Raw genomic sequence first — 11,964 nt, 5'->3', positions numbered from 1 at the left:
ACTAGCATTCCGTAACGTGGCGAAAGCATCGGATCTTGTCAAACGCCTGCTCGTGGGGCGGGCCCTGAGAAGCGGCCAGCTTCACGAGCAACTCCTGCCGAAACGCATCGCCCTGCCCGTGTTCGCCAGCGACGCGCTCTCCTCCGTCGCCTACGCGCCGCAGGAGATTCTGGTCATCCTGTCGCTGGCGGGTGTCTCGTTCTACGCCTACAGCCCGTGGATCGCGATCGCCGTCGTGGTCGTGATGCTGACGGTCGTGGCCTCCTACCGGCAGAACGTGCACGCCTACCCGAGCGGCGGCGGGGACTACGAGGTGGCCACCACCAACCTGGGCGCCAACGCGGGGCTCACCGTGGCCAGCGCCCTCATGGTCGACTACGTGCTCACGGTCGCGGTGTCGGTGGCCAACGGCGTCGACTACGTGGGCGCGACGATCCCGTTCGTGGCCCAGCACAAGCCCGCCGTGGCCATCGGGATCGTCATCCTGCTCACCGTCGTCAACCTGCGCGGCCTGCGCGAGTCGGGGGCCGCGTTCGCGATCCCCACGTACGCGTTCATGATCGCGGTGCTCGGCATGATCGCCGTGGGCGGGTTCGAGGTCGTCTTCCTGAAGGAGGAGCTGCGCGCGCCGAGCGCCGACTTCGACATCGTGCCGGAGCAGACCGACCTGACCATGTTCGCGGCGGCGTTCCTGGTGCTGCGCGCCTTCTCCACCGGCTGCGCGGCCCTGACCGGCGTCGAGGCCATCAGCAACGGCGTGCCCGCCTTCCGCAAGCCCAAGAGCCGCAACGCCGCCACCACGCTGCTCATGATGGGCCTGATCGCGATCAGCATGTTCGGCGGCATCATCGCGCTGGGCCTGGCCTCCGGGGTCAAGGTGGCCGAGCCGTCGGTGGCCGCCACCGACCTGCTGCGGCCCGACGGCACGCCGGTCGGCCCCGGCTACCACCAGCAGCCGATCATCTCGCAGGTGGCCGACGCGGTCTTCGGCGGCGGGTCGCTGCCGTTCGTCGTCATCTCCGGCGTCACCGCGCTCATCCTGTTCCTGGCCGCCAACACCGCCTTCAACGGCTTCCCGGTGCTCGGCTCGATCCTCGCCCAGGACCGCTACCTGCCGCGCCAGCTCCACACCCGCGGCGACCGGCTCGCCTTCTCCAACGGCATCATCATCCTGGCCCTGATGGCCTGCCTGCTGCTGTGGGGCTTCGACGCCGACGTCAGCCGCCTGCTGAACCTCTACATCGTCGGCGTCTTCGTCTCGTTCACGCTCAGCCAGACCGGCATGGTCATCCACTGGACCCGCCGGCTCAAGACCGAGGAGGACCTGAAGGCCCGCCACCAGATGCACCGCTCGCGTACGATCAACTTCTTCGGCGCGGTCATGACCGGGCTGGTGCTCGTGGTGGTGCTGCTCACCAAGTTCGTGGTCGGCGCGTGGATCGTGTGCATCGCGATGCCGATCCTGTTCCTCATGATGAAGGCCATCAGGCGCCACTACGACAACGTCGCCGCCGAGCTGGAGATCACCGAGGAGTACGACGAGTCGACGCTGCCCGCCCGCAACCACGCCATCGTGCTCGTCTCGAAGATCCACAAGCCGACGCTGCGGGCCCTGGCCTACGCCCGCGCCACCCGGCCGTCCACGCTGGAGGCCATCACGGTCGGCGTCGAGGGCAAGGAGGCGCGGGCGCTGCAGGAGGAGTGGGAGCGGCGCGGCATCCCGGTGCCGCTCAAGATGCTCAACTCGCCCTACCGGGAGATCACCCAGCCGATCCTCGACTACGTCAAGACCGTGCGCCGCCGCTCGCCGCGCGACGTGGTGACGGTCTTCATCCCCGAGTACGTGGTCGGCCACTGGTGGGAGCACCTGCTGCACAACCAGAGCGCGTTCCGGCTGAAGGCGCGGCTGCTGTTCAAGCCGGGCGTCATGGTGACGAGCGTGCCGTGGCAGCTCCACTCCTCCGACCGGCTGCGCGGGCGTCCCGAGCAGTACGCGCCGGGCGTGGCGCGGCGGTCGGGCGGCGAGCAGGTCAAGAACCGCTGAGCAGCAGCCCGCGCAGCCTGGCGGTGTCGGCCTCGCTCCACCCGGGCGGCGCCGCCACGGCGGCCCACCCGTCGGCGATGTTCGGGCCGTAGCGGTGGCCGTGGCCGGGCGGCACCGACAGTCCCGCCGTCATGTCCACCAGCACCTGCCAGAACGTGACCAGCGGGAACCAGTTCATCTGCGGGTTGACGCCGGGCCCGCGCGGCCCCTCCAGCCAGCCGGGCCGGTCGTAGATCAGCCGGGGCGTCCACCACACGACCGGGTCGGAGGCGTTCTGCAGGTAGACGACCCGGGGCTCCTTCCACGGGCCGGGCGGCCGCTCCAGGTCGCCGGGCCGCTGGGCGAACCGGACGGTGACGCCGTCCTGGTAGACGGGCCGCCACAGCGGGCTGCCCCGGTCGCGGCCGGCGGTGACCTCGTTCCAGATCGGGTTGGCGTTCGGCGGCCCGACGAACAGCGCGCCGTCGGTCCTGGCGGCCAGGTCGTCCACGTCGCGGAAGGCGTTCTCCAGCGCGAACGAGCCCAGGCTCTCGCCCGAGACCACCAGCTTGGGCCGGTCGCCGGCGGGCAGCTGCTCCCACCGGGAGCGCACCGCGTCGAACAGCGCCGCCCCGGCCTGCGCCGCCTTCTTCTGGTCGACCAGGAACGACACCCAGCTCGGCAGGTAGGAGTACTGCAGCGCGACCAGGGCCGAGTCGCCCCCGTACATGTACTCCAGCGGATCGGCCATGCCCTGGTCGACCCAGCCGGTGCCGGTGGTGCCCAGCACGGCCAGCACCGCGCGGTCGAACGCGCCCGTGCGCTCCAGCTCGCGCACCGCCAGGGCCGCCTGGTCACGCGGTGAGGCCGTCGTGTCGAGCCCCACGTACACGCGGATGGGCTGCCGGGCGGGCTGCCCGGTGAACTCCCGCAGCCGGGCCGGGGTGGTGGCCGTGCCGACGAACCTGCGCCCCTCCCTGCCCAGGGAGTCCCAGCTCACCAGTGACCCGGGGCCGCCGGACAGCGACGCGGAGGCCGGCCGGTGGACGCCCGGGTGCGTGGTGGCGTTGGTCACGGACGAGATGTCGCTCATCGTCCGGACGAACCCGGAGAACAGCACGTCGTTGGCGAACACCGCCACCAGGAAGCCGACGACCAGCACGCCGAGCACGTGACCCACGTAGAACGGGACGAACCTGTCGAGCCAGGCGATCAGCTTGCGCCCGCCGAGCCGTACGAGCCTGGCCAGGCCCAGGAACAGCGCGAACAGCACCACGGCCAGCGCCAGGATGACCGGCGGGAACCAGGTGATCGCGGTGTCCATGCCCATGAGCGCCCGCAGGTCGCGCTGCCAGTCGTAGCTGTACCACAGCGCGGCGGCGGTCAGCAGCGCGCAGCCGGTCAGCATGATCCGCCAGGCCGGCCGGCGCCAGCGCTCCGGCGGGCGGCGGCGCACCAGCGCCCGCCACACCGCGCCCGCCGAGGCCCCGGCGGCGTAGCCGAGCACGGCCGTGACCGCGCCCATGACCCCCTGGTAGAGCCACGTCCGGGGCAGCAGCGACGGCGTCAGCGACGCGCAGAAGAACAGCGTGCCGAGCAGAGTCCCCCCGAACCCCAGCTTCCACAACTCAGCGTCCCCCCGAACCACTGACGAGCGTGCGACCACTCAGCGTAACCGGAGGAGTGCCACCCGGCTGGGCATAGGGTATGCGTGTGGAACAGGTATCACTCGAGCTGACAGTAGGTCCGGTCGCCCACGGCGGCTGGTGCGTGGCGCGCCACGAAGGGCGCGTGGTGTTCGTCCGGCACGCGCTGCCGGGGGAGCGGGTCCGCGCCGAGGTCACCGAGGAGACCACCCGGTTCCTGCGCGCCGACGCCGTGGAGATCCTTGAGCCGTCGCCCGACCGCGTCGTCCCGCCGTGCCCCTATGCCGGGCCCGGGCTGTGCGGCGGCTGCGACTGGCAGCACGCCACGCTGGAGGCGCAGCGCGGGCTCAAGGCGGCCGTGGTCGCCGAGCAGCTCCACCGGCTGGCCGGCATCGAGCGTGACGTGGTCGTGGAGGAGGTGCCGGGCGCCAAGGACGGCCTCGGCTGGCGCACCCGCGTCCAGTTCGCCGCCCTGCCCGACGGCCGGCTCGGGCTGCGCAAGCACCGCTCGCACGACCTCCAGCTCATCGACGCCTGCCTGATCGCGCACCCGGAGGTGGAGGCCGTCGCCGCCGAGGACCACCAGTGGCCGGGCGCCGCGTCGGTCGAGGTGATCGCCTCCTCCGAGGGCGACCGGGCCGTCGTGGTCGCGCCGCGCCCGCGCCGCAAGGTGGCGGTGCCCGACCTCGACGCGCCCGCCTCGATCCTGCTCGACCAGGGCAAGGGCCGCACCGTGCCGCGCCACGGCTCCGGGCTGCTGCACGAGCGGGTGGGCGACCGCGAGTTCCGCGTCTCCGGGAGCGGCTTCTGGCAGGTGCATCCCGGCGCGGCCGAGACGCTCCTCGACGCCGTGCTCGCCTACGCGGCGCCGGAGCCGGGGGAGTGGGCGCTCGACCTCTACTGCGGCGTGGGCCTGTTCGCGGCGGGCCTGGCCGAGGCGGTCGGACCCGAAGGGGCGGTGTTCGGGCTGGAGTCGGAGGCCGCCGCCGTGCGCGACGCCCGCGCCAACCTGCGCGACCTGCCTCAGGCGAGGGTCGAGCGGGGCCGGGTGGAGGAGGCGCTGGACCGCTTCCAGATCGAGCGGGCCGACCTCGTCGTGGTCGACCCGCCCCGCTCGGGGCTGGGCCTCGACGTGGTGGAGCGCGTGGTGTCGCTGGAGCCGCTGCGCGTGGTGTACGTGTCGTGCGACCCGGCGACGCTGGCCCGCGACCTGAAGTGGTTCGCCGAGCGCGGCTACGAGCTGGGTGACCTGCGCGCCTTCGACGCCTTCCCGCAAACTCACCACGTGGAGTGCGTGGCGCTGCTCACCCGCCGGCCGAGCTGATCAGCGCGGCGACGCCGTCGAGGATGCGGGCGAGCCCGAACCGGTAGTCCAGCCGCCGCTCCTCGGCCGGGGTGCCCGCGGGATAGTCGTAGGCGCCGGCGTCGACGGCGGCCCGCAGCGCGGGGAAGCGGACCCCGTCGACCAGCCTGCCGAGCAGGTCGCTGTAGGCGGCGATCGACTCGCCCGAGGCGGCGGGCCCGAGGTCGGCGCCGAGCCGCGCCACGGTGTGCAGGTGGCTGGCGACCAGCAGGGCGACGCCCGCCTTGTCGGCCTCGCTCAGCCCGGTGCCGCGCAGCGTGCGCAGGGCGCGGTCGGTCCAGGCGAGCTGGTTGGGCGTGATCGGCGGCCCGGTGATCGGCAGGTGCACGATCCAGGGGTGGGCGTGCAGCATCTCCCACTGCGCCCGGCACCAGCGCTCCAGGCCGTCGCGCCAGCCGTCGAAGGGCTCGTCCAGCTCGGGGGGCAGGGCCGCGACGCGGTCGAGCATCAGCAGCAGGAGCTCGTTCTTGCTCTTGAGGTGCCGGTAGAGCGACATCGTGGTGTAGCCGAGCCGCTCGGCGACCCGGGCCATCGACACGGCGTCGAGCCCGTCGGCGTCGGCCAGCTCGACGGCCGCGCCGGTGACGCGGGAGAGCGTCAGCCGGTTTCTCGGCGCGGGCTCGGGCGCGCCGAGCCGGTCCCACAGCTCGGCGAGGCCCGCGGGCAGCTCTTCCTTCATCGCTCCGCCTTCACTCGTTGACTCCTCCCGAAGTGTATGCCATATATTCGAGTGTATGACATACACATCGCTGATCGCGGGCGGCGGCATCGCCGGCACGCTGAGCGCGATCGCGCTGCACAAGGCGGGCATCGCCGCCGTCGTCCACGAGGCCTACGACCGCGACGCCGACAACGCCGGCGCCTTCCTGACCCTCGCGGTCAACGCGCTCCACGCCTTACGCACCCTCGGCGTCGACGCCAGGGAGATCGGCTTCGCGACGCCGAGGATGGCCCTGACCAGCGGCTCCGGCAGGAAGCTCGGCGAGCTGCGCTACGGCGACCCGCTCCCCGACGGCACCGTCAGCCGGACCGTCAAGCGCGCCGACCTCTACCGCCTGCTCCGCCTGCACGCCGAACGGCTCGGCGTGCCGATCGAGTACGGCAAGCGGCTCGTCGAGGCCGAGAGCGACGGCCGCCGGGTGCTGGCCAGGTTCGCCGACGGCGGCACGGCCGAGGGCGACCTGCTCATCGGCGCCGACGGGCTGTGGTCACGCACCCGCGAGATCATCGACCCGCACGCGCCCGGCGTCCGTTACTCGGGACTGCTCAACACCGGCGGCTACGCCCGCGGCGTGTCCACCGGCGCCGAGCCGGGCCTGATGTGCGCGATCTTCGGGCGGCACGCCTTCTTCGCGCACCTCACCCACCCGGACGGCGAGGTCTGGTGGGCGGCCAACCTCACCAGGAAGGCCGAGCCCACCCGCGCCGAGCTGGCCGCGACCGGCCCGGAGGAGTGGCGGGCCCACCTGCTCGGCCTGTTCCGCGACGACGAGGGCCCCGCCGCCGACCTCGTCGCGGCCTCCGGCAAGATCTTCGACGCCTGGAAGACGTACGACGTCCCGGCCGTGCCCCGCTGGCACCGCGACCGGATGATCGTCATCGGCGACGCCGCCCACGCCACCGCCCCGTCGATCGGGCAGGGCGCCGCCATGGCCATCGAGGACACCGTCGTCCTGGCCAAGTGCCTGCGCGACAGCCCCGGCGTCACGGCCGCCTTCACCGCCTACGAGCGGCTGCGCCGCGCCCGCGTCGAGCGCGTCGTCGCCCAGGGCAACAGCACCGGCGGCTGGAAGGGGCTCGGACCGATCGCCCGCATCCCGCGCGACCTCATCATGTCGGCCGCGCTGAAGCGGATGGCCCGCCGGGGCGAGGACCCGAGCCGGTGGATCTACGACTACCGCGTCGACTGGGAGGAACCGGTCCGCGCGGACGCCTGACCCGTCACAGCCAGCCCATGCGCTGGGCGGTGCGGATGGCCTCCAGCCGGTTCTGGGCGTTGAGCTTGGTCATGGCGCTCGACAGGTAGTTGCGCACGGTGCCCTCCGTCAGGTGCAGCTCCCCGGCGATCCGGGAGATGGCCATGCCGTCGGCCGCCAGGCGCAGCGCGTCCCGCTCCCGGTCGGTCAGCGGGCTGTCGCCGGCCGCCATCGCCGCCGCCGCCAGCTCGGCGTCCAGGTAGCGCCCGCCCGCCTGCACCTTGCGGATCGCCATCGCCAGCTCCTCCGCCGAGGCGTCCTTGCCCAGGAACCCGCTCACCCCGGCGGCCATCGCGCGGCGCAGGTAACCGGGCCGGCCCAGGCTCGTCAGGATGACGATCTTGCAGTCGGCGCTGATCCGCTCGGCGGCGCTGAGCCCGTCCATGCCGGGCATCTCGATGTCGAGCACCGCCACGTCCGGCCGGTGCTCCGCGACGGCCGCCACGACCTCGTCGCCCCGGCCGACCTGGGCGACGACCTGGATGCCGTCCTCCAGGTCCAGCAGGGCGGCGATGGCGCCGCGGATCAGGTGCTCGTCGTCGGCCAGCAGCACGCGCGTGGTCATGCGGGCACCTCGACCCTGAGCAGGAAGGCGCCGTCGGGGGTGGGCGCGGCCGAGAGCGAGCCGCCGGCGGTCGCGACGCGCTTGGCGAGGCCGCCGAGACCGTTGGGGGCGTGCTCGCCCACGGCCCCGCTGACGCCGTCGTTGGACATCTCGAGGATTCCTTCCCTGATCGTGATCGTGCAGCGTTCGGCCCGGCTGTGCTTGAGGACGTTGGTGGCGCCCTCGCGGACCACGGTGGCCAGCAGCGTACGGGTTTCCGGCGCCAGGCCGGCGGTGTCGCCGGCCTCGACCGTGCAGCGCACGTCGGCGGCCTCCAGCACGGCGCGGACGCTGGCCAGCACCTCGTCGAAGTCGAGTGCCCGGTAGCTCTGCACGGTGGCGCGCACCTCGCGCAGCGCCTGCCGGGCCGTGTCGCGCACCTCGAACATCTCGCGCGCCGCGTCCTCCGGGTCGGCGCGCAGCAGCTCCTGGGCGCCCGCCGCGCGGGCCGCGATGCCGGTCAGGCTCTGGCCGAGCAGGTCGTTCAGGTCGCGGGCGAACCGCAGCCGCTCCTCCGACACCGCCAGCAGCGCCTTGGCCTCCTGCCCCTCGTGCGCCTCCTTGGCGAGGCGCCACAGCCACATGTTGGCCTGCATGCCGGCGCCGAGCGCCACGCTGAGCGCGCTCTGCACGACCAGCGGCAGCGGCTGGAGGTCGCCGGCGATGAGGAGGTTGGCCGTGGTCAGCCCGAGCGTGGCCAGCGTCGCCGCGGCCAGGGTCCGGCGGCGCACGAACGGCGCGATCGTGGCCAGCCACACGGGAGCGGCCCAGATGACCGGGATCACCAGCTGCAGCAGCGTGATCACCCCGCCGGCCACGAGCATGGCGGTCGGACGCCGCTCGCCGCGCACGGCGATCCGGACCGCCCGGCTCGCCATCACGATCAGGGCCAGCTGCAACGCCCCGGAGATCACGGCCACGGGCACCGGGAGGCCGTACTCGAGCACCAGGAGCGCCAGGTGCAGCAGCCCCACCAGGCCGATGAGGAAGCCGATGTCGCCGGAGTAGACGACGATCCAGCGGATCTTGTCCAGCTTGGTGGCCGCGCGCACCCGGCCGGCGCGGGCGGGCCGGCTCATACGGGCACCTCCGCGCGCAGCAGGAACTCCCCGGCGGGCGTGGGCGAGGCGGAGAACGAGCCGCCCGCCGTCGCCATCCGCTCGGCCAGCCCGCGCAGCCCGCTCCCGGCGCCCGCGGGCGCGTCCGGCGGCACCCCGTCGTTGCGCATCTCCAGCACCCCGCGGGCGATGGTGATCTCGCAGCTCGTGGCCTTGCTGTGCTTGAGCACGTTGGTGGCCCCCTCACGCACCGCCCAGGCGAGCAGCGTACGGGCCTCGGGCGACAGGTCGTCGGCCCGGACGTCGGTCACGCAGCGGGCCCCGGCCCCCTCCAGCGCGGCGCGCACGCCCCTCAGCTCCGCGTCCAGGTCCAGCATCCGGTAGCCGTCGACGGCCACCTGCACCTCGACCAGCGACTCACCGGCCAGGCGGCGCACCTCCGCCATCTCGCGCCCGGCCTTGGCGGCGTCCTTGGTGGCGAGCTTGGCGGCCAGCTCGCTCTTCAGCGTGATCACCGACAGGCTGTGGCCGAGCAGGTCGTGCAGGTCGCGGGCGAAGCGCAGCCGCTCCTCGGCCACGGCGAGGCGGGCCTTGGCGGCCTGGCTGTCGTGCGCGTCGCGGATCGTCCGCCACAGCCAGCACCAGATCCAGGTGGCGGCCGGGATGAAGACCGCGCTCAGCGCCTGGCTGCCCAGCACCGCCTGCCAGGGCTGGTCCAGCGCGGCCGAGACGTACACGGTGATCGCGGTGACGAGCGTGGCGCCGGCGCAGACGGTCACCCACAGCGGCATATACAGCGCGACGGAGGAGAGCCACACGTACGTCAGCGTCTCCCAGGTGCCGCTGGCGTCGGGCGGCAGGGGCAGGACCGGCAGCATCGCGGCGGCGGTGAGCAGCCCGCCGGCGACCAGCTTCGCCGTCGGCCGGGGGCGCTCGTCGTAGGCGTCGCGCATCACGAGGGAGTACAGGACCATCACGCCGGCCATGGACAGCAGGCCCACGGCGGTGGTGACGGGGGACTGCCGGCCCTCCGTCGTGGCGTTCACCATCACCGCGACGAGGAAGAAGCCCAGGAGGACGACCATGCCGTCCATCCAGTAGAGCAGGAGCTTCTTCGCGGTCTCCGGCCTGGTGGACACCCGCCCATCCCCCTATCGCCCAAAAGCACCCCGTATCGGGACAACCTTATAGTTTCAGCGGGGGTGCGCCGAGGTCACGCGGAGAAGCCGTGCAGGACGCGGGCCGCCTCCGGGGCGGGCTCGGCGCCCCGTGCGGACAGCCACGGCACGCCGTAGCGGGCGGCGAAGGCGGTGAGCTTGCGGGCGTCGCCCTCGCTCAGGTCGTCCGGGCCGGACAGCACGCAGGTCACCGCCATCCGCCGCCAGGCGTCGTCGGGCTCGGCCGGGCCGTACACCTCGGCGAGCTGGGTGCGGGCGGCGCGCAGCGCCTCGGCGAGCCGCTGCATCCGGCCCTCGGGCGCGCTCTGCGGCTCGATCTCGGCCAGCAGGTTGACGCCGGAGACGTCGGCGCCCGCCCGCCGGGTGAGCCGCAGCGTCTCGACGTCGCGCGCGGCCAGCCCGTACGGCTTGAGCGGCAGCGTGAAGCCGACCCGCAGCCGCCGTTCCTGCTGCAGCGCCCGGATCGCCCGCGCCCGCCGCAGCACCGTGGCCTCCCCGGCGCCCGAGCGCGGGTCGAGGGCGGCGTCGGAGCGCAGGTCGAAGTCGATGTAGGCGGCGTCGAACGCGCCGACGGCCCGCCGGTAGGCGGCGGCGAGCGCGCCCGGCCTGGTGCAGGTGGCGGCGGCCTCCCGCCCGTCGGGGCCGCCGAAGACCAGCCCGGCGTCGCCGCCCCTGGCGCGCAGCCGCCCGATCTTGTTGGCGACCGGGTCGTGGCCGAAGTCGAGCCGCCCGGCCCAGCGCACGCCGCACCCGTCGGGCCCGGCGACCAGGTGGCCGAGCGCGTACCAGCGCACCCCGGTGCGGCGCGAGTCGGCCGGCAGGTCGAAGCCCGGGTCGGCGGCGGTGTCGACGAAGCCGACGTAGCCGCCGGGCACGGGCGGCGGCGTCGGCGAGGGGGACGGGGAGGGCCGCGCGGCCGGGGGCGGCGGGTCGGCCGGCTGGAGCGTGGCGCGGGCGGGCAGCAGCGAGACCGCCACCCCCGTCGCGCCGGTCAGGGCCAGGGCGAACAGGACCGCGAAGGGCCGCGGGAGCGTGCCGGTGGGTCTTCTGCGCCGCGAAGCCGACATGTCGACCACCCTCCGTGTTCGCAAAGCTACAGGGTGCGCTTGAGGGTGGACGTTAGCAAGCGTTCGCGGTGTCGCGGGGGCAATCTCCGGATGACGTCCGTTGTGTGGCGATAATGGCGACATGAAGTTGCGGATCTTCACCGAGCCCCAGCAGGGCGCCACCTACGACGATCTCCTCGCCGTCGCCCAGGCCACCGAGCGCCTCGGCTTCGACGCGTTCTTCCGGTCCGACCACTACCAGCGCATCGGCGCGGGCGACCCGGGCCCCGGCTCGACGGACGCGTGGATCACGCTGGCGGGGCTGGCGCGGGAGACGTCCGGGATCCGGCTGGGCACGCTGGTGACACCCGCGACGTTCCGGCTGCCCGGCCCGCTGGCGATCAGCGTCGCCCAGGTCGACGCCATGAGCGGCGGGCGCGTCGAGCTCGGGCTCGGCACCGGCTGGTTCGACGGCGAGCACGCCGCGTACGGGATCCCGTTCCCGCCGGTGGCGGAGCGGTTCGGCCGCTTCGAGGAGCAGCTGGAGATCGTCCGGGGGCTGTGGGCGGCCGGCAAGTCGTTCTCCTACGACGGCCGCTACTACCGGCTCGTCGACTCGCCCGCGCTGCCCAAGCCGGCGCAGCGGCCCGGCCCGCCGATCATCATCGGCGGCGTCGGCGCCAAGCGCACGCCCCGGCTGGCCGCCACGTTCGCCGACGAGTACAACGTGCCGTTCCACCGGCTCGGCGACACCGGCGCCGCCTTCGACCGGGTCCGGCAGGCGTGCGAGCGGACCGGACGCCAGGTCGTCCTGTCGGCGGCGCAGACCGTGTGCGTCGGGCGCGACCAGGCCGAGCTGGAGCGCCGGGCCGCCGCCATCGAGCAGCCGCTCGAAACGCTGCGCGAGGCCGGGCTCGCCGGGACGCCCGCCGAGGTGCTGGAGAAGATCGGCAAGCTCGGCGAGCTGGGGGCCGAGCGCGTCTACCTCCAGGTGATGGACCTGGCCGACCTGGACCACCTGGAGCTGATCGCGGCCGAGGTGTTGCCGCACGTCTGATCGGATATGCGGT

General features: G+C 73.6%; 10 protein-coding genes. 4 read left to right on the top strand and 6 right to left on the bottom strand.

Going from position 1 to position 11,964, the window contains the following annotated elements; genetic code table 11:
* The first annotated feature begins 16 nt into the window (after positions 1-16).
* Complete coding sequence (locus AB0J53_RS06810; RefSeq protein WP_364169289.1) at positions 17-2,044, top strand: APC family permease; 2,028 nt, start codon at positions 17-19, stop codon at positions 2,042-2,044.
* Here the strand turns inward: AB0J53_RS06810 and AB0J53_RS06805 are convergent.
* Complete coding sequence (locus AB0J53_RS06805; protein WP_357591557.1) at positions 2,031-3,650, bottom strand: alpha/beta-hydrolase family protein; 1,620 nt, start codon at positions 3,648-3,650, stop codon at positions 2,031-2,033. The two genes, AB0J53_RS06810 and AB0J53_RS06805, sit on opposite strands and share 14 nt — an antisense overlap.
* Before the next feature lie 86 nt (positions 3,651-3,736).
* On the opposite strand from AB0J53_RS06805, the gene AB0J53_RS06800 reads away from it, so the two are divergent.
* Positions 3,737-4,993, top strand: a complete 1,257-nt coding sequence (locus AB0J53_RS06800; RefSeq protein WP_364169285.1) for a class I SAM-dependent RNA methyltransferase — start codon at positions 3,737-3,739, stop codon at positions 4,991-4,993.
* Here AB0J53_RS06800 and AB0J53_RS06795 read toward each other — a convergent pair.
* The gene (locus AB0J53_RS06795) at positions 4,974-5,711 is read right to left on the bottom strand and encodes a TetR/AcrR family transcriptional regulator (protein WP_364169282.1); all 738 of its coding nucleotides are present in this window, start codon (positions 5,709-5,711) and stop codon (positions 4,974-4,976) included. The genes AB0J53_RS06800 and AB0J53_RS06795 overlap by 20 nt on opposite strands.
* Positions 5,712-5,766: 55 nt before the next feature.
* Here AB0J53_RS06795 and AB0J53_RS06790 point away from each other — a divergent pair, with 55 nt between their 5' ends.
* Positions 5,767-6,969 carry an FAD-dependent monooxygenase gene (locus tag AB0J53_RS06790; protein WP_364169279.1) on the top strand — a complete coding sequence of 401 codons (1,203 nt, stop codon included), beginning with the start codon at positions 5,767-5,769 and terminating at the stop codon, positions 6,967-6,969.
* Positions 6,970-6,973: 4 nt separating this feature from the next.
* Here AB0J53_RS06790 and AB0J53_RS06785 read toward each other — a convergent pair whose 3' ends face one another.
* The 4 genes from AB0J53_RS06785 to AB0J53_RS06770 all read right to left on the bottom strand — a co-directional run bounded on the left by AB0J53_RS06785 (position 6,974) and on the right by AB0J53_RS06770 (position 10,915).
* Positions 6,974-7,573 carry a response regulator transcription factor gene (locus AB0J53_RS06785; protein WP_219507769.1) on the bottom strand — a complete coding sequence of 200 codons (600 nt, stop codon included), beginning with the start codon at positions 7,571-7,573 and terminating at the stop codon, positions 6,974-6,976.
* On the bottom strand, positions 7,570-8,691 hold the full coding sequence (locus tag AB0J53_RS06780; protein ID WP_364169274.1) for a histidine kinase: 1,122 nt from the start codon (positions 8,689-8,691) through the stop codon (positions 7,570-7,572). The genes AB0J53_RS06785 and AB0J53_RS06780 overlap by 4 nt, the downstream gene beginning before the upstream one ends.
* Positions 8,688-9,809 (bottom strand): histidine kinase, encoded by a 1,122-nt coding sequence (locus AB0J53_RS06775; protein WP_364169271.1) that lies wholly within the window; start codon positions 9,807-9,809, stop codon positions 8,688-8,690. The genes AB0J53_RS06780 and AB0J53_RS06775 overlap by 4 nt, the downstream gene beginning before the upstream one ends.
* Before the next feature lie 74 nt (positions 9,810-9,883).
* A complete protein-coding gene (locus AB0J53_RS06770) occupies positions 9,884-10,915 on the bottom strand; it encodes a hypothetical protein (RefSeq protein ID WP_364169268.1) in 1,032 nt (343 codons plus the stop codon).
* A gap of 121 nt (positions 10,916-11,036) precedes the next feature.
* Here AB0J53_RS06770 and AB0J53_RS06765 point away from each other — a divergent pair, with 121 nt between their 5' ends.
* The gene (locus AB0J53_RS06765; RefSeq protein WP_364169265.1) at positions 11,037-11,951 is read left to right on the top strand and encodes an LLM class F420-dependent oxidoreductase; all 915 of its coding nucleotides are present in this window, start codon (positions 11,037-11,039) and stop codon (positions 11,949-11,951) included.
* Positions 11,952-11,964 lie beyond the last annotated feature (13 nt).

It is taken from the genome of Nonomuraea sp. NPDC049725, assembly GCF_040674795.1.
Taxonomy (GTDB): Bacteria; Actinomycetota; Actinomycetes; order Streptosporangiales; family Streptosporangiaceae; genus Nonomuraea; species Nonomuraea ceibae.
The sequence above is the reverse complement of the archived record's forward strand: the minus strand, read 5'-3'. Positions and strand labels throughout refer to the sequence as shown.

Bases quoted from the DNA above. Each gene is read 5' to 3' on its own strand.
- AB0J53_RS06770 (WP_364169268.1), bottom strand. From the start codon at position 10,915: ATGTCGGCTTCGCGGCGCAGAAGACCCACCGGCACGCTCCCGCGGCCC.
- AB0J53_RS06785 (WP_219507769.1), bottom strand. From the start codon at position 7,573: ATGACCACGCGCGTGCTGCTGGCCGACGACGAGCACCTGATCCGCGGC.
- AB0J53_RS06780 (WP_364169274.1), bottom strand. From the start codon at position 8,691: ATGAGCCGGCCCGCCCGCGCCGGCCGGGTGCGCGCGGCCACCAAGCTG.
- AB0J53_RS06790 (WP_364169279.1), top strand. From the start codon at position 5,767: ATGACATACACATCGCTGATCGCGGGCGGCGGCATCGCCGGCACGCTG.
- AB0J53_RS06795 (WP_364169282.1), bottom strand. From the start codon at position 5,711: ATGAAGGAAGAGCTGCCCGCGGGCCTCGCCGAGCTGTGGGACCGGCTC.
- AB0J53_RS06765 (WP_364169265.1), top strand. From the start codon at position 11,037: ATGAAGTTGCGGATCTTCACCGAGCCCCAGCAGGGCGCCACCTACGAC.